Origin of the sequence: Salipaludibacillus agaradhaerens, from assembly GCF_002019735.1 — a bacterium.
Classification (GTDB): domain Bacteria; phylum Bacillota; class Bacilli; order Bacillales; family Salisediminibacteriaceae; genus Salipaludibacillus; species Salipaludibacillus agaradhaerens.
Genome location: NZ_KV917378.1, coordinates 1,311,366 through 1,328,941, shown reverse-complemented (window position 1 = coordinate 1,328,941; position 17,576 = coordinate 1,311,366). Strand labels below are relative to the sequence as shown.

At 37.7% G+C, this 17,576-nt stretch carries 16 protein-coding genes; 15 read left to right on the top strand and 1 reads right to left on the bottom strand.

Annotation, left to right across the window (positions count from 1 at the left end; all coding sequences use genetic code 11):
- Positions 1-156: 156 nt before the first annotated feature.
- The 6 genes from BK581_RS06465 (at position 157) to BK581_RS06440 (ending at position 6,596) form a co-directional block, all read left to right on the top strand.
- Positions 157-771, top strand: coding sequence for a hypothetical protein (locus BK581_RS06465; protein WP_078577409.1), 615 nt, complete (start codon positions 157-159; stop codon positions 769-771).
- Between the two features lie 33 nt (positions 772-804).
- On the top strand, positions 805-1,542 hold the full coding sequence (gene sfsA, locus BK581_RS06460) for a DNA/RNA nuclease SfsA (RefSeq protein ID WP_078577408.1): 738 nt from the start codon (positions 805-807) through the stop codon (positions 1,540-1,542).
- Positions 1,543-1,645: 103 nt separating this feature from the next.
- Positions 1,646-2,539, top strand: a complete 894-nt coding sequence (locus BK581_RS06455) for a manganese catalase family protein (RefSeq protein WP_211273952.1) — start codon at positions 1,646-1,648, stop codon at positions 2,537-2,539.
- 237 nt (positions 2,540-2,776) lie between these two features.
- Entirely contained in the window at positions 2,777-4,606 is a 1,830-nt protein-coding gene (locus BK581_RS06450) for a PAS domain-containing sensor histidine kinase (RefSeq protein WP_078577406.1), read from the top strand.
- 80 nt (positions 4,607-4,686) lie between these two features.
- Positions 4,687-5,136, top strand: a complete 450-nt coding sequence (locus BK581_RS06445) for a hypothetical protein (protein ID WP_143709638.1) — start codon at positions 4,687-4,689, stop codon at positions 5,134-5,136.
- A gap of 380 nt (positions 5,137-5,516) precedes the next feature.
- A complete protein-coding gene (locus BK581_RS06440) occupies positions 5,517-6,596 on the top strand; it encodes an ethanolamine utilization protein EutH (protein ID WP_078577404.1) in 1,080 nt (359 codons plus the stop codon).
- Here BK581_RS06440 and BK581_RS06435 read toward each other — a convergent pair.
- A complete protein-coding gene (locus BK581_RS06435; protein ID WP_078577403.1) occupies positions 6,585-6,836 on the bottom strand; it encodes a hypothetical protein in 252 nt (83 codons plus the stop codon). The genes BK581_RS06440 and BK581_RS06435 overlap by 12 nt on opposite strands.
- Positions 6,837-7,333: 497 nt before the next feature.
- Here BK581_RS06435 and BK581_RS06430 point away from each other — a divergent pair, with 497 nt between their 5' ends.
- The 9 genes from BK581_RS06430 (at position 7,334) to BK581_RS06395 (ending at position 17,551) form a co-directional block, all read left to right on the top strand.
- Positions 7,334-8,473 (top strand): BMP family lipoprotein, encoded by a 1,140-nt coding sequence (locus BK581_RS06430; protein ID WP_078577402.1) that lies wholly within the window; start codon positions 7,334-7,336, stop codon positions 8,471-8,473.
- A 494-nt stretch (positions 8,474-8,967) separates the two neighbouring features.
- The gene (locus BK581_RS06425) at positions 8,968-10,497 is read left to right on the top strand and encodes an ABC transporter ATP-binding protein (RefSeq protein ID WP_078577401.1); all 1,530 of its coding nucleotides are present in this window, start codon (positions 8,968-8,970) and stop codon (positions 10,495-10,497) included.
- Complete coding sequence (locus BK581_RS06420) at positions 10,494-11,558, top strand: ABC transporter permease (protein ID WP_078577400.1); 1,065 nt, start codon at positions 10,494-10,496, stop codon at positions 11,556-11,558. The genes BK581_RS06425 and BK581_RS06420 overlap by 4 nt, the downstream gene beginning before the upstream one ends.
- Positions 11,559-12,524 carry an ABC transporter permease gene (locus tag BK581_RS06415; RefSeq protein WP_078577399.1) on the top strand — a complete coding sequence of 322 codons (966 nt, stop codon included), beginning with the start codon at positions 11,559-11,561 and terminating at the stop codon, positions 12,522-12,524.
- A 638-nt stretch (positions 12,525-13,162) separates the two neighbouring features.
- Positions 13,163-13,630, top strand: coding sequence for a chemotaxis protein CheX (locus tag BK581_RS06410; protein WP_078577398.1), 468 nt, complete (start codon positions 13,163-13,165; stop codon positions 13,628-13,630).
- Between the two features lie 279 nt (positions 13,631-13,909).
- Positions 13,910-15,445 (top strand): GNAT family N-acetyltransferase, encoded by a 1,536-nt coding sequence (locus BK581_RS06405; protein ID WP_078577397.1) that lies wholly within the window; start codon positions 13,910-13,912, stop codon positions 15,443-15,445.
- Between the two features lie 258 nt (positions 15,446-15,703).
- A complete protein-coding gene (locus BK581_RS20085) occupies positions 15,704-15,847 on the top strand; it encodes a hypothetical protein (RefSeq protein ID WP_169837586.1) in 144 nt (47 codons plus the stop codon).
- Between the two features lie 58 nt (positions 15,848-15,905).
- Positions 15,906-16,925, top strand: coding sequence for an aldose epimerase family protein (locus BK581_RS06400; RefSeq protein ID WP_169837585.1), 1,020 nt, complete (start codon positions 15,906-15,908; stop codon positions 16,923-16,925).
- 77 nt (positions 16,926-17,002) lie between these two features.
- Positions 17,003-17,551, top strand: coding sequence for a glycerol-3-phosphate responsive antiterminator (locus tag BK581_RS06395; RefSeq protein ID WP_095995533.1), 549 nt, complete (start codon positions 17,003-17,005; stop codon positions 17,549-17,551).
- Positions 17,552-17,576 lie beyond the last annotated feature (25 nt).

Here is a 17,576-nt window from a genome sequence, read left to right as displayed (position 1 = left end):
TTAAGTTTTGCCTTTTAATTTATATCATGCAACATTCTTTTCAGAACAGTAAATAACAAAAATAATGAAAGAGCAAGGGTACATATAGACAAAAAATTTCCTAATTGAGTAAAATGAAGACGAACGATAGTGCCTCATACATGGGAGGGGAAGGTTATGCTCAATCCGAGAGTTTGGATCCTATCAAGTCTTTTCTTAATGTTAGCTGCTTGTAGTCACCTTTCTGAGGAAGTGACAGATTCTGATAACACCTCTATAAACAGCAATGAGTATGAGCGTGAACATATAAATAACGAGGAAGATAAAAATGAACATGAAGGATTAGTGGTTGCGGAAACTGATGCTGGTGAATTCATACTTCGTTTGATTTCCGAAAAAGCTGTGTACGAATCAAAAGAGCAGATTCAGCTAACAGGTAAGCTTCAATATAAAGGAGAGAGAGAGGAACTAGAGATTATCCATGTCGAGAGTCCGCTTTATTTTGAATTGCATGAAGTAGACAGGGGTGTTGAACTCCTATACTATCCTACGACTGAACTAGAAGAGAAGACTGTTTTAAAACAGAAAGAATGGTATGAAGAAGACTATGTTAAACGCATTTCATATAGCGAGACTGATGAGCATGCAGACTTTTTCCATTCTTTTATGGAGGAGCCTGGTTTTCCTCCAGGGGAATATGAAATTGAATTACGTGCTGATTTTACTATATTGCAAGAAGGTCAACCTATTACGCATCAATATGCCACATCTCTAGTGATCGAGGTGAGATAATCCTATAAATTAAAGCAGAAAGGGGCTGAAGCTTTGTCAAGCGTTTTTATTCCGTACTCATCTTCAATAATAAGAGCCATATTCATCGACAGACCAAACCGCTTTTTAATAAGGTGTCAAATATTAGAGAGTGGCGACATTATCGAGGCGTACTTACCAGATTCTGGTCGATTAAAAGAACTGCTTATTCAAGGTGCGGAGCTGTATTTACTTCCTAATAGCGACCCAAGACGTAAGACGAAATTTTCAGCGGTGTGTGTGAAGGATTCGACTAGCGACAATTGGGTATCCATTAATGCCACATTGCCGAATAAGCTGACGGGTCTCGCCCTTGAACAACAACAATTGTCCGATTTTACCAACTGGAGATATTTACGCAGTGAGTATACAAAAGGAAGGTCAAGGTGGGATCACCTTCTCCAAAAAGATGATGAATACATGGTTGTAGAAGTGAAGGGTGTGACACTTGTTAATCGGAATGGCACAGGCTTTTTCCCTGACGCTGTAACAGCTAGAGGAACAAAGCATGTACTAGAACTGGCCGAAATTTCCAAAGAACTAGGATGGCGTGCAGCTATTTTATTTGTATCCCAGCGCAGTGATATTAAAGAGCTTCAGCCTGCGGCTGAGATAGATCCAGACTTTACGAATGCTCTTTTAATAGCAGAGCAGGCGGGAGTGGTCCTCAGTGCTTGCCGGTGTCATGTTACTCCTAACGGTGTACGTCTTCTAGATCACGTTCCAGTGGAACTTAATATAGACGCGTATTAGTTTTCCCTTTTGAAAAGGTGTTAGGCCAAGTTGTATAAAGCATATACATTATTTGTAGCTTTGTAGCCGGCCGGCGAAGCCGAAATATCAGGAGGGATTTTTGTTGTTCAAACGAATAGATAAACTCCAAATTGAACTGCCAATGCCGAAAAACCCAGACCCAAACGGGGCAGCAGCGGTACAGGAATTATTAGGTGGAAAATATGGTGAGATGTCCACTTTAAATAATTATATGTTCCAATCGTTTAATTTTAGGCAAAAGAATAAATATCGTCCTTTTTACGATTTAATTGCCAGCATAACAGCAGAAGAATTTGGTCACGTAGAGCTCGTTTCAAATACGATTAACTTAATGATCACAGGGACAACTTTCCCGGGTGATCCTGATGTGACACCAATGAGAAATGCAAAAGATAAACGGAACTCACACCATTTTATTCAGACAGCACAAACATCAATACCGAGTGATTCGATGGGGCGACCGTGGTCTGGAGATTATGTTTTTAACAGTGGTAACCTTGTATTAGACTTACTTCACAACTTTTTCCTTGAATGTGGTGCACGCACCCATAAAATGCGTGTTTATGAAATGACAGATAATCCAGTAGCACGGGAAATGACTGGTTATTTACTCGTCAGAGGTGGCGTTCACATCCTTGCTTACGCTAAAGCGCTTGAAGTTATTACAGGAGTAGATGTGAAAAAAATGCTCCCTATCCCAAACTTAGATAATCGTCAATTCGAGACAGCGAGAAAATTTGAGGATATGGGCTCACAACGAAAACTATACACGTTTAGTGATAATGATTATAAAGAAATTCGCAAAATCTGGAAAGGTGAACACCCAGATGGCGGACCTCTTGAGGTTATTCAAGGGACGCCTGAGGGAGGACCTATTCCAGATTTAGAAGAGGTTCCTGAAGAATTTGCTCCAGGGATAACAGAGGAGATGTTTCAAGAAATTGCTAAGCGTCTCCAGAGATCGGCTGGACTTTAAATCTACACGAACTGACACGGCCATAACGAATGGCCGTGTTTTTTATCACATATTCGGGAGTGGGGACGATAAATAATGTGTAATACTTTTAAAAAGTTCCGTATGGTGAACAATTTTTTGGTAAGATAGGGGTAAGTTGGTTCTTATAAAAAGAATAATAGAAGGTTTATACAAATTTCGATGTGATTTTACTTGAGAGCGTCTGTTCAAGTAAGTGAAGTGATAGGAGTGACGGTAATGAGAACTCATAATAATAATATCGAGTCACTTTTAGGCAAAGGAGTTAATGCAACCGATCTCGTTGCTTCTTTCTCTAAGACGATGGACCTTCTTTCTGATGGGGTCATGTACCTGGATGGAAATTGGAGATTCTTGTACATAAATGAAGCTGCTGAAGCACATATGAGTATTAAGAGAGAGGAAATGCTCGGGAAGGAATTATGGGAGGAACTTCCTGAATTAGTGAGAACGTTCTTCTATGAAGCCTTTCATCATGCCCTCATGAAGGAAACCTCTGTGGAGTTTGATGAATATTATTCAGCCAATGATACGTGGTTTCATGTACAGGCTTTTCCGAAAAATGGGGGTCTATTAGTCATCTTTCAAGATATTACACAAAAGCATTTAGCGATGGAAGTGGTCGAAGAAAGCTATAGAACCCTTTTTCAAAAACATCCAGAAGCTGTCTGCTCTATTGATATGGACGGAAATATTTTAGCGATTAATTCAGCATTTAAAAACTTATTTCCTTTAGATGAAAAGTTATTTTTAGGTAGTCATTATAAAGAATTTGTCCCTAAGAACAAGTTGAAAAGTGTCGAATTTTTATTTAACTATGCTATTAATGGAAAGCCACAAGCAATGGAAATAAACTTCTCTGAAGACGTCAATCATCCGTTTCATTTACTCATTACAACTCTTCCAATCATTGTTCAATCCAATATTATTGGTGTTTACGGTATTATTAAAGATATTACGTCAGAGCGTGATAGTCTTGAAAAATATTTCGAAGTGTCAAAGATGAATGAACTCATCCTTGAATCTGTTGAAGAAGGTATTGCAGGTCTAGATAAAGATTTCAATGTTGTCATGTGGAATCATGCTGCGGAAAAGATGACGGGCTATACGAAAGATGAATTAACAACAGAGGCTTTCCTACAACTGTTTATGAAAAACGCGGATAATCATCTAACAATTGGTGAAGAAAACGTTCCCTCTATCGATAAACTATCTAAGGAGACCGTCATTCGAGAAAGTGAAGTGTCCATCTTCCATAAAGATGGTACTCCCATCATTGTTGAATTTGTTTTGACACCAATGGTCGTAGCGGATAAGGTAGTCGGCATGGTTTGTACATTTAGAGATATTACTGAAAAGAAAAAATCAGAGGAACTGCTCTATCAATCAGAGAAACTTTCGGCTGTTGGCCAATTGGCTGCAGGGATTGCTCATGAAATTAGAAATCCACTTACGTCACTAAAAGGCTTTCTTCAACTTATAGAAATGAGCGGACAAGGTAAAAAAGAATATTTTGATATCATGAATTCTGAATTTAAACGAATAGAGCAAATATTAAATGAACTACTTATTATGTCAAAGCCGCAAAAGCTTGAGAAAGATGCTTGTTTATTAAATTCACTTATCGAGCACATTGTCACGTTACTTAATACTCAGGCAATTATAAAAAATATCTATATTGAAATTGAAGAAATGGATAAAAATTTATTCATTTATTGTATAAGCAATCAAATAAAACAGGTATTTATGAATTTTATTAAAAATGCCATTGAAGCGATGGACAAAGGGAAAATTATTGTCCGTTTGAAAAAAGACCGTTCCTATGCCATCGTTGAAGTAATTGATGAAGGGCACGGTATCCCTAAATCGTTGTTAGAACGAGTAGGAGAACCTTTTTTTACGACGAAAGAAAAAGGAACCGGTTTAGGTTTAATGGTCTCGTTTCAAATAATTGAAGATCATGGAGGAGACATCCAGTTGGAAAGTAAAGAAGGAAAAGGGACTAAATTCACGGTAAGGCTTCCGCTTCATGAAGAAAATGGGCCTTAGAACGACTTGCTTTTAACCTTTTTCTCATTATAATAGATTGAGGAAACTAATGTAGAATGACGGAAGAGGCGAAAGGTATAATGAAAAAATTTCTTATATTTATTGTTATTGCTGCAGGAATTCTCTATGGTGGTTATCGGTTTGCATTATCGTTTATTTCAGATCAAGTGTTTGATAAAATGACGAGTCAAGTTTTAACAGAAGAGGTGGTTGAAGAGCTGAGTGCCAATCCTCACTTGGTTGCTGCTTTTAAGACTTATGCTAATACAGCAGCTTCTCGTTCAAGTGATGTCTCATTAGAGGACTTGCCATTTAAGACAAAAGAAGAGGCAACGAAAGTTGTTCTTAGTAAATTCTCTGTAGGTGAAGTAAAAGACATGGCAACACAAATGACTAGGGGGATAACACCTGAAGAACAAGCTGAAATTGAACAAAAAGTGCTTACACGTTTAAGTGAACAAGAAATAGAAGCTTTACTTATTATCGGACTGGAGGAAATAGGGGATGAATTGCCTTCCGAATGGCAATGATTTTCATGTGATCCTATAAAAATGAGTCTTGATAATTGGCTTTTCGAAAACTAACCTGCTCATTGTAGCAGGTTTTTGTGTATTATCTTCATAAGCGTGTTAATCAATTAGTCTTGTAAAAAGAGAGTTGGCAAAAAAGAGTGATTCCTTTATACTGTCGGGAACATTGCTATTATTAAAGAATTGAAACGAGCGTGTTTAATAGGATGGCAAGTTAAATTTGGGATAATATTAGCTTAATAGGGTAAATTTACGAGCAAAAGAGACGTGAAGTTGTAAGCATTAAGGTGGACCTTTTATACAAAGAATACTCAATAAATAAAATTCCCAAAAAGATAAATATTTTGTATGATGTTGGTTATAATTGTAAGGAGCGGAGTATGTGGATTAATACGGCTATTATTTGGATGTTGATTTTTTTCATGATTATTGGAATTGGTGATAAAGCATTAGGAAACAAGCGAGGTTACGGGAAAGCGTTTGATGAAGGGTTTCAGACGATGGGGCCGTTAGCTATTGTTATGGTTGGTATGATTACAGTAGCGCCAATTTTAGCTGAGGGACTAAGACCATTGCTAACACCAGCATTCCTCTGGTTAGGAGCAGACCCAGCCATGTTCTCAGGAATGATTTTAGCTGTAGATATGGGGGGCTATCCATTGGCATTTGAGTTGGCATCTTCCCAAGAAGCGGCAAAATTTTCAGGCATAATACTTGCTACAATGCTTGGGCCGACGTTTGTTTTTACTGTTCCTGTCGCTTTAGGTTTAATTAGCAACAAACATTATCCTCTTTTAGCAAGAGGAATTATGCTTGGATTAATACCTGTACCAGTTGGGGCCTTCCTTGGTGGATTACTAGCAGGCTTTTCTCCTGCTTTTATTGGGCAACAGCTCATCCCGGTCTTCATTTTTACTGGTATTGTAATAGTTGGACTTCTTTTGATAGAAGACATCATGATATGGTGCTTTGTTTTTATTGGTAAAGTGATGATGTTACTCGTCACCTCGGTTCTTGTTGTCGTGGCAATTCAAGAACTTGCAGGTGTTACTTTAATAAGGGGATTAACCCCATTTGCAGAGTCGATGGAAATTGTCGGATTGATCGTCCTTGCTTTAGGTGGTGCTTTTCCATTCGTACACTTTCTTCAACGAAGAGTGATTCCCATTTGTTCAAACATCATTGATAAAAGCAGAATCGAGGCAGGAACATGGATTGGTCTCATTGCATCTTTAGCCCATAGCATCCCCATGTATAAAAAACTTGATGATCTTGATAATCGAGGCAAATTAATGAATATTGCTTTTTCTGTCAGCGGTGCATTTGTTTTTGGTGGCCACTTAGCTTTCACCGCAGCTGTTGAGCCGACTTTAGTATTTCCTATGATCATCGGTAAATTATCTGCGGGTATATTAGCTGTTATTCTTGCCTACATGTTATCAGCTAGATTACTTCGTTGAGTGAGAGGTTTCTAAAGGGGCCATGTTAGTTTCCTCTGTCCTAGAAGAGGAGTCGTTGTCCTTTTGTACCTTACTTTGTTTCTTTTCATTTACCTCATTTAAAAGCCTGGAGGCTAATTCTTCATGCTTTAACATACGTTTCTCATGTTTGATGCTTCCATAATAATCCGCTTTTGCTGCGTGCCAGAGTACCCAAAAGCGGTGCCATTTATAAGACCAAGGTGTTTTTTTGTTAATCATAAAGAAGCAACCCCCCTTTATCAAATTATATTCCTGATGTTAGTGTATGCATTCCCTTTTTTAAATAATAAAAACAATTAACTGAGAGTTCACATACCAAGATTGGGCGTAATTTCATCTATTTGAACTTAGTTGGCATACTTATTTTCTGAAAAAATAAAGATATTTAAAGGTAAAAGGTATTACTATATATAGTACAACTTAATAGAACATTTAGGCTGTTAGATAATTGGCCAAAAAATATAAATTTCTATGAAAAAAGTATTTATTATGGTGGGGATTAATGATATATTTAATTCGAATCAAAAAACGTTTTTAATAGAAAAGTATGTCACATTTAGTTGTCAGACATCGTACAAGTGAAATATCAACTATTTGAAAACGTTTTAAGCATTATATTTTTCTTCATTGTATGTCATAATAATGGCATAGCTGTTAGTTAACATGTTGCGATGTTACGACAGAAAAAAACATTATTTTCAAGGGGGATTTACAGGATGAAAAAGCGTTTTATGATGCTGGTGTCTTCTGCACTAGCTGCAGGTGCTATTTTAGCTGGCTGTGGCGAAGGTAATGATGACACTACTCCGGTTAATGACGGAGCGGATAATGGTAATGAAGTAACTGAAAATGACGGTAATAACGAAGCTGCGGGCGATGGTGAAGGTTTTTCCGCTAAAATGGTTACCGACGTTGGAGGTGTTGATGACCGCTCATTTAACGAATCTGCGTGGGCAGGGCTAACAATGTTCGGTGAAGATTATCCAGACGTAGAAGTTGATTACATTCAATCTAGTGACGCCTCTGATTATGCGCCTAACTTAAATCGACTTGCTAGAGAAGGTACTGACTTATCATTTGCCATTGGATTTTTAATGCTTGATGATATTCGTACGGTTGCAGAACAGAGCCCTGATCAAAATTTTGCTCTTGTAGATGATGTTGTAAGAGATGAAAATGATGAACTTGTAGAAAATATTGCTAACTTGACATTTGCAGAGCATGAAGGGTCTTTCCTAGTAGGTGTTGTTGCTGCTATGCATACTGAAACTGACCATATTGGTTTCATTGGTGGCGTGGAAAGCCCACTAATTAAAAAATTCGAAAGCGGCTTTAAAGCTGGTGTAAAATATGTAAATCCTGATATTGAAATTTCTGTTCAATATGCACAAGATTTCAATGATGCTTCTCGCGGTCAGCAAATAGCAGATACAATGTATGGTAATGGTGCTGATATTATTTATCATGCTGCTGGTGGTACTGGGAATGGCTTGTTCACAGAAGCAATTGATCGTGCTCAAAACGGTGAAAATGTTTGGGCCATTGGTGTTGACCAAGATCAAGCGTTAACAGAAGGTGAGTGGGCTGAAGGAAACGTCATTTTAACCTCAATGGTTAAACGTGTAGACCAAGCTGTTTATCAAGTCGCTGAAGATACAATGAATGGTAATTTCCCTGGTGGAGAAATACTTGAATTTGGTCTAGAAGATGACGGTGTAGGCATTGCAGAAACACGTGATAACGTATCTGAAGAAGCGATTGAAGCAGTTGAAGAATATGAGGCAATGATTTTGAATGGTGAGATCGAAGTGCCTCAAACTGATGAAGAATATGATGAGTTTGAAGATTCCCTTTAAGTAAACATTTACTGGGAATGTATAAATAATAAGGCGTAACGAAGGCTAGTCTTGTACTAGCCTTTGTTCATATGCTTTATTATCAATCAATTACCTAAAAAAGGCTCGACAAAATTGACTTGATTTATTGAGACTGACACTTTCTTTGATAAAGTGTTGGGTGTGACTTTTTTAATCCAAATGTATGCTAACTGAAATAGTGATGTTTGGCGTTTACCCTTTATTTTTACATAGCCAAACATAAAATTAGCACTTTAATGAAGTAAATTAATTTAGCTATAGTTCTTCTATGAGTGTACGTATGCAGCATGAACTAAAATAAATACAATTGTTAGTAACTGGCATGTGAGCATAAAGTGGAAATGCCATAAAGTGAGAGAGTACCTGTCAAAATAGGACCTTTAAGTCATACTTTAAACGAGTATCCATATAGACGGCAGATAAGGTGAAAACTATGCTAGGTTTTTCTTATGAGTCCGATAGGAGTGTTTATATTGGAATATGTAATTGAAATGAATAACATAAGGAAAGAATTTCCCGGTATTGTTGCGAATGATAATATTACATTACAAGTTAAACAAGGCGAAATCCATGCACTGTTGGGTGAAAATGGGGCAGGTAAATCCACATTGATGAATGTCTTGTTTGGTTTGTACCAGCCGGAAAAAGGTGACATTAAAGTGCGTGGAGAAAAAGTGAACATTACTGACCCTAATGTAGCAAATGACTTAGGAATTGGTATGGTTCATCAACATTTCATGCTCGTACAAAATTTTACCGTTACTGAAAATATTATTCTTGGGAGCGAGCCAGTAAAAAGGGGTAAGATTGATCATCGCAAAGCTGCAAAAGATGTTGCTGACATTTCTGATCAATATGGGCTTCGCGTTGATCCTAATGCCAAAATTGAAAATATATCTGTAGGCATGCAGCAAAGGGTAGAAATACTGAAGACGTTGTATCGAGGGGCGGATATTCTAATCTTCGATGAACCTACAGCAGCATTAACACCCCAAGAGATTAAAGAACTTATTCAAATTATGAAGAATCTTATTAAAGAAGGAAAGTCCATCATTCTCATTACTCATAAACTAAAAGAAATTATGCAAGTGTGTGACCGTTGTACGGTTATCCGCCGTGGTAAAGGGATTGGTACCGTAAACGTGGCTGAATCTACTGAAAATAGCCTAGCTGAAATGATGGTAGGACGGGAAGTCACATTTGCTGTGGATAAAACAGATGCGTCTCCAAAAGAGGTTGTTTTGTCAGTAAAAGATTTACATGTGCAAGATAGTAGAGGCGTGGATATGGTTAACGGATTAAATCTGGACGTTCGTGCAGGGGAAATCATAGGGGTAGCTGGGGTGGAAGGCAACGGTCAGTCTGAATTGATTGAGGCTATTACAGGACTAAACGCTCCTAAGAAGGGAACGATCCACCTTTCTGGAAAAGATATTACGTCGCATAAGCCGCGTAAAGTGACGGAGTCTGGTGTCGGACACATTCCGCAAGATCGTCATAAACATGGTCTCGTACTTGACTTCACTGTAGGCGAAAATATTTTATTGCAAACGTACTATCAAAAGCCATATACATCTAATGGTATTCTAAATTATCCTAAAATGTACGATAAAGCACGTCAATTAATAGAGGAATATGATGTGAGAACACCAAGTGAACGAACATTAGCAAGAGCACTTTCTGGAGGAAACCAGCAAAAGGCTATTATCGCCCGAGAAGTGGATAGGTCGCCTGATCTTCTGATTGCAGCTCAGCCTACACGGGGACTTGATGTAGGAGCAATCGAATTCATCCATAAAAAACTAGTGGAAGAAAGAGATAAAGGTCGTGCGGTTTTATTAGTCTCTCTTGAGCTTGACGAAGTATTAAATCTCAGTGATCGTATTGCTGTTATTTACGAAGGTGAGATTGTCGCTATCGTGGATGCAAAATCGACAAATGAGAAAGAATTAGGGCTACTTATGGCCGGGGGTAAAAAGGAAGCAGGTGAGCCACAGTCATGACCAATGCGATAAAAAGTAAATTTTTTGGATTAGTCATTCCTCTTATAGCCATTGGATTTGGTTTTCTGGCAGGGGCCGTGATTATGCTCGTTAGTGGGAACAATCCAATCGATGGTTATGTAGCACTTTTTCAAGGTGTCTTCGGAGATGCCTATTACTTTGGAGAAACATTACAGCGAATGACCCCGCTTATTTTTTCTGGGTTGGCAGTAGCTTTTGCTTTTAGGACAGGTTTGTTAAATATCGGGGTAGAAGGTCAGCTGATTGTAGGTTGGTTTACGTCAGTGTTTGTAGGAATTACAGTAGAGGCTCCTATGGCTATACACCTCCCGCTTTCTTTATTGGCAGGTGCTCTTGCTGGCGCACTGTGGGGGTTTGTCCCGGGATTGTTAAAAGCACGTTTCCAAGTACACGAAGTGATTGTAACGATTATGATGAATTATATTGCCATGCATGTTGTGAACCATTTTATAAGAAACTTTATGCTGGAGTCTGGTCAAAGAACAGCTTTTATCCATAACTCATCTTCACTTTCTTCAGACTATTTAGCTGCTCTGACGAATTTTTCACGGTTGCATTGGGGGTTCCTTATTGCTATAGGTGCATGCGTGCTAATGTGGTTTTTACTGTGGAAAACGAAGAAAGGCTTTGAACTTCGCTCAGTAGGGTACAATCAACATGCCTCCTCATATGCGGGGATGAATGTGAATTTAAATATCATCTTATCAATGTCTGTGTCAGGTGCATTCGCTGGGATTGGTGGCGCAATGCTCGGTTTGGGAACATACAACTATGCTAATATCCTTCCTTCATTTACTAATTATGGATTTGACGGTATTGCAGTAGCATTGTTAGGTGCTAGCTCTTCAGTTGGTATTTTTCTTTCGGCCTTCCTTTTTGGTGGTTTAAAAGAAGGTGCGAACAATATGCAAGGACAGGCTGGTGTTGCACCAGAGCTTGTTGAGATTATAATTGCGCTCATTATTTTCTTCGTAGCCTCAAGCTATTTAATTCGTTGGATCTATAGTCGACTGCAAAGCAGCAAGAAGGAGGGGAAATAAATGGATCAATTTTTATTAATCCTGTACACGATTGTACCAGCTGCGTTGATAGCAGCTACCCCTTTACTTCTAACAGCACTAGGCGGGTTGTTTAGTGAACGATCAGGGATCGTCAACATCGGTCTTGAAGGCTTAATGGTTATGGGGGCATTTGCAGGTATTGTCGGCACTCTTTATTTCGAGTCTGTCGGCTTAGGGGCTGCTTCCCCATGGCTTGGTATTATTGTGGCCATTGTATTAGGCGCCATCTTTTCACTTTTTCATGCCGTAGCTTCTATTACATTAAAAGCAGATCAAATAGTAAGTGGTGTGGCATTGAATTTTCTTGCTGTCGGCTTGACCGTTTTCATCGTAAGGGAAGTGTTTGAGCGAGGGCAAACAGATACGATTTCAGCACGTATTTTTAGAACAAATGTCCCAATATTGAGTGATATTCCAATTATTGGACCTATGTTCTTTTCAAGAATATTCGCTACGACATATATTGCCTTTATTCTAGCTGTCATCGTTTGGTATGTCGTATTTAAAACACCATTTGGATTAAGGCTTCGCTCCGTTGGGGAGCATCCTATGGCTGCCGATACGATGGGGATTAAAGTTAATCGAATGCGCTATATTGGTGTCATGCTCAGTGGGGCTTTCGGTGGTATGGGTGGAGCCGTATATGCGATTACAACTGCCGGAAATTTTGCTGGTGGCACAATTGTCGGCCAAGGATTTATGGCATTAGCAGCACTTATATTTGGTAAATGGCACCCTTTAGGTGCTATGGGAGCGGCTATCTTTTTCGGTTTTGCTCAAGCCTTAAGTATATCGGCTCAACAAATACCGGGATTGGCGAATGTACCACAAGTTTATATGCTCATTTTACCTTATGTATTAACGATTCTTGCCCTTGCAGGATTTGTAGGTAAAGCAGAAGGTCCAAAAGCATTGAGTCAGCCTTATGAAAAAGGCAGCAGATAACTAAATATTTGAAAAAACAGAGTGTACTGAAGTGGTCTTTATGAGCTTCATGAACACTCTGTTTTTTTTTCTTTTACATAAAGTTAAGAGAATATAACAACAAACTAAATGAGTTATCCTCGAAATAGTCGTCTAATACCTTGAGAGGTTCATATCATCTTTAATTAGTGAATAACCCCTGCAATAAAGTAGGAAGAAAAACTGATACCCTCAGAAAAATAGTCATACTCATAGGACTATTGTAGCGTATATAGTGAAATCGATTTTTCTTCTTTCTTCTTCTTTCGAGGTCTTTTATACTATTATTATGTTGAAAATCATACTTTAGCAGTGAAATCGTGACAAACGATACACAACCATTGTATGATAAAAAGGTTCGTTGCAAAAGAACGCTTATATGCTTGGAACGGAAATGCATATACTAATAACGGAGCTAATAGTGAAGACTATTGCTAATAAAAGGGTAATGCTGACAAAAACAAGAGATGGTAGACCTGAGTAATGACCAGAAAAGGTATGCGTTCTAAATGATAGAAGCAAAAAGCTGTGTCATGTTAATAACGCCCAAAGGGGTCAAGAATTTATTGAGTTATATTATCAGCGGATGTATCATTTAGAAGAAAGGTGAGTGAAGTTTTGTGAACGTTAATCACATCAACGCGGTATGCCGCGCGACCAAATCAATTATGAGTAGTCATTTTGGCATAGATATTAGCCCTAATAAACCGACAGCTGGTCAAGGTATTATACCTTCAGACGATGTTTCCGTCGTATTGGGGGTACATGGCGAATTATCCGGTCAAATTATTTGCACACTTGATATTGAGACAGCTAAAAAGATAATAGGAACGATGATGGGTGGAATGACCATTGAGGCTATTGATGATATTGGTTGGAGTGCAATTCAGGAATTTGGTAACTGGGTTGCTGGTTCAACCGCTACAGAATTGTCTAAAGAAGACTGTATTATCGATGTAACACCCCCAGTTGTTAATGACGGCCCCTCAACATATCGATCAACAAAGAAGTTTATTAGTGTACCGATGGACAGCTCCATTGGAAAAATACAAGTTCACATTTCATTATCTGAAATGCAAAAGGTCTGACATCGTGAGGTTAGGACATAACTAGACTTAATAGCAAAAAAGATTCCACATTTCAATGGGGATCTTTTTTTGCTTACTTTAGCTCAATATTCCAAAGGTTCTATAAACAGAGGTTTGAATAAAGGACAGATTGTGGATGTGAAGGCGAATCGAATTTTCTATTGTTAAAAGGTCGGTTAAGTATTATGCTGTTCATTGCATTTTTGATGGAAAACCATTAGATTTATAAAAGGCCTGTATCATTAAAAAGGAAATCAGGCTGAGAAAGGATGAAACTCAATGAATCCGTTAGATATGTCTAAATTTGAAACGAAAATTGTGGTTAGAACGATTAAGCATGATGATATAGAAAATATTATAGAATTGTCGAGAATCTCCTTTCCTAATATGGCGCCATGGAAACGATCGCATTTAATGAGTCACTTGGAGGTGTTTCCTGAAGGTCAATTTTGTGTAGAAATTGAAGGTCAAATTATCGGTTCATGCTCTAGTCTTATTATAAATTTCGATGAATATGATGATCAGCATACGTGGGATGAAATAACCGATGAAGGTTATATTACCAATCATGATCCAGAAGGTTATAATTTGTATGGTATAGAAGTAGCTGTTCACCCTGATTTTCGCAGAATGAAGATCGGTCGGAGACTCTATGAGGCAAGAAAAGAACTAGCAAGAAATATGAATTTAAAGAGTATTATTATAGGGGGAAGAATTCCTAATTATCGAACACATGCTAATGATTTAACGCCTCGACAGTATGTAGAAGAGGTTTTACATCATAATATATATGACCCTGTCTTAACTTTTCAAATAATGAACGGATTTACATTAAAGCGAATCAACCGAAATTACCTTATAGATGATGAAGCATCAATGAAATATGCCACACTTATGGAGTGGAATAATGTAGATTATAGACCGACAACCAAACGACATTTCAAGACATCATTTCCAGTTAGAATTTGTGCAATTCAATATATGATGAAAAAAATTAATTCATTTGAAGAATTTGCTCAGCAATGTGACTATTATGCTGACGTAGGCGCTAGTTATGCATCTGATTTCGTAGTTTTTCCGGAGATATTCACCACACAACTCTTATCTTTTATAGAAGAAAAAAGTGCCAGTCAAGCTATTCGACGATTGACTGAGTTCACGGAAGATTATATTAATTTATTTAATAATTTGGCTATTAAATATAACGTGAATATAATTGGTGGCTCGCATTTTGTGGAAGAAGATGGAAAAATCTTTAACATCGCTTACTTATTTAGACGAGATGGTACGATTGAAAAACAATATAAGATTCATATTACCCCGAATGAGCGAAAATTTTGGGGGATACATGGCGGTGATAAAGTAGAGGTATTTGATACTGACTGTGGTAAAATAGCTATTCAAATTTGTTATGATATTGAATTTCCAGAGCTTGCAAGGATAGCAACTGAAAAAGGGGCAAACATTATCTTCACACCATTCTGTACAGATGAAAGACAAGGTTATTTGCGGGTGAGATATTGTGCGCAAGCGAGAGCGGTAGAAAATCAAGTATATACGATGATTGCAGGCACTGTTGGTAATCTCACCCACGTGGAAAATATGGATATTCAATATGCTCAATCTGGTATTTTTACACCATCTGATTTTGCGTTTCCTCGGGATGGGATCGTAGGAGAATGTCATCCTAACATCGAAACAGTGGTGGTAGGGGATGTGGATTTAGAATTACTTCGGCGTCATCGGAAATCAGGAAATGTCACACAATGGCGTGATCGAAGAAAAGATTTGTATAGAGTAGATTATGAATGTTGAGCCGTAGTAAAAAGAGAGCTGTCTCAAAAGGTCACTATCATTAAAAAGTGACTTTAGAGGAGCTCTTTTATTTTTTGCTGTTTTATCCTAAATGAATGATTAGCTCATACCTTAACGTATGCTTGTCGTTACTAATAGGATGGCACTCTTTTGGAAATTTTTAGATTTTATAGGCAAAGACAATCTCCGGATAATTAAACGATAGCAACCTTTTTTTCTTTGTTTTTTTTCGATACAATAAGAGGTGGAAGGGAAAGGATGGAAAATAAATATCTCAAGAAAGAGGGTGAGCTGCGTTTTGTTGCCTGGTTAAGGAGTCTCTTCATCTTGTATGAGTCGATCGCTTTAAAAAAGGAGATTGCTGAAGTTAAAAAAGAAAACGCTTTATATAGAGAACCTTAGGTGAAAAAGGGTGAATAGAAAATTAATAAAAAGTATTGTATTTGAGGAGATGGAGACGATGAAGAGAAAAGTGGCCGAGTTTGGAAACAAAGAAATAATAGCTTATACGATTGAAAATAAAAAGGGAATGACCTTAACAGCATTAAATTATGGAGCAGCTATTACGGAAATATGTGTTCCTGATAGGTATGATAAGAAAGAGAATGTTGTCGTTACCTATGACAATATAGAAGATTATGAAAAGAACCCTTATTATCTAGGTGTTGTGGTCGGGCGCACAGCTGGGCGAACGAAAGAAGGTTTGTTGATAGTTAATGATAATAACTATGAACTAGAAAAAAATGATGGCAATAATCATTTGCATGGTGGTGTAAAAGGTCTTGCTAAACGCGTGTGGAACGTTGAAGAAAAGCAGTCATCCCTTATTTTCACCTATGTTAGCGAAGATGGAGAAGACGGTTATCCTGGACAAGTTTCATTCCAACTAACGTATGAACTTTCTGATAATAGTGACCTTATTGTCAGTTACTATGCAGAAACAGACTCGTTAACACCGATTAATTTAACAAACCACACGTATTTCAATTTAAGTGGGAATAAGGAAAGAGATATACAAGAGCACAGTCTTCAAGTAGCAAGTTCAAACGTTTATGAACTAGATGATGAGTCTATTCCAACGAGAGTTGTGCCGGTAGATGAGTTCAGAGAATTGGATTTTAGAAACGGCAAAAAAGTAAAAGAAGCACTTGTCTCTGATCACGATCAAATTGTTAAAGTGGGGAATGGGATCGACCATCCGTTTTTACTTGAGGATCATTCCATAAAAGAAAAAATCGTTTTAACTGATCACATGTCAGGAAGAAAATTATCAGTTAAAACGACTGATCCTGCAGTCGTTATTTATTCAGGAAACCAGATTAAATCTAGCCCTTTGTTAAATGGTGGAACTGCTAATAAATATGATGGGATATGTTTGGAAACACAGATGCCACCAAATGAAACAGAACGTTACTTAATTAATAAAGGTGAAACCTACCAAAAACAAACAATCTTCTCGTTTGGTACGCTTAATGATTAAGATATCTTCCTTTTCTTTATCACTTTGCTATAATGAACTTTAGAAAAGTGAGTTAATTAAGGAGGGGAATTTTAAACTTGTTAAATGCCACAATATTACCTGCCATCCGTGACTTGAAAGATTTAGATAAAGTCGTGCAAACCAAATTCGAATACATTGTCTTATTGAATACCCATATAGGACAGTTAAAAAGTTTAGTCAAGATGTTGCATGATCACGACAAAAAGGTACTGCTTCATGCTGACCTTGTTCAAGGCCTTAAGAATGATGAGTACGCCGCTCAATTTTTATGTAGAGATATTAGACCAGAGGGGCTCGTGTCCACAAGAAAAAGTGTTCTATTAACGGCGAAAAAGGCAAAGTTACTTACTGTTCAACGATTGTTTCTTTTAGACTCCCTCGCTTTAGAATCAAGCTATAATATGGTGGAAACAATTCAACCAGATTGTATCGAAGTTTTACCAGGAATCATGCCCCATATTATTAAAGAAATTTATGAAAAAACGAACACACCTGTTATTGCCGGAGGATTGATCAGAACAGAAAAAGAGGTGAAGGCAGCGATCAAAGCTGGGGCCGCAGCTGTTACAACCTCGAAAAAAACGCTATGGGAAGCGACTTTCTAAACAAAGATAATTAAATATATTAATT

Bases quoted from the DNA above. Each gene is read 5' to 3' on its own strand.
- BK581_RS06440 (WP_078577404.1), top strand. From the start codon at position 5,517: ATGTGGATTAATACGGCTATTATTTGGATGTTGATTTTTTTCATGATT.
- BK581_RS06430 (WP_078577402.1), top strand. From the start codon at position 7,334: ATGAAAAAGCGTTTTATGATGCTGGTGTCTTCTGCACTAGCTGCAGGT.
- BK581_RS06420 (WP_078577400.1), top strand. From the start codon at position 10,494: ATGACCAATGCGATAAAAAGTAAATTTTTTGGATTAGTCATTCCTCTT.
- BK581_RS06435 (WP_078577403.1), bottom strand. From the start codon at position 6,836: ATGATTAACAAAAAAACACCTTGGTCTTATAAATGGCACCGCTTTTGG.
- BK581_RS06405 (WP_078577397.1), top strand. From the start codon at position 13,910: ATGAATCCGTTAGATATGTCTAAATTTGAAACGAAAATTGTGGTTAGA.
- BK581_RS20085 (WP_169837586.1), top strand. From the start codon at position 15,704: ATGGAAAATAAATATCTCAAGAAAGAGGGTGAGCTGCGTTTTGTTGCC.
- BK581_RS06450 (WP_078577406.1), top strand. From the start codon at position 2,777: ATGAGAACTCATAATAATAATATCGAGTCACTTTTAGGCAAAGGAGTT.
- BK581_RS06400 (WP_169837585.1), top strand. From the start codon at position 15,906: ATGAAGAGAAAAGTGGCCGAGTTTGGAAACAAAGAAATAATAGCTTAT.
- BK581_RS06445 (WP_143709638.1), top strand. From the start codon at position 4,687: ATGAAAAAATTTCTTATATTTATTGTTATTGCTGCAGGAATTCTCTAT.
- BK581_RS06465 (WP_078577409.1), top strand. From the start codon at position 157: ATGCTCAATCCGAGAGTTTGGATCCTATCAAGTCTTTTCTTAATGTTA.
- BK581_RS06415 (WP_078577399.1), top strand. From the start codon at position 11,559: ATGGATCAATTTTTATTAATCCTGTACACGATTGTACCAGCTGCGTTG.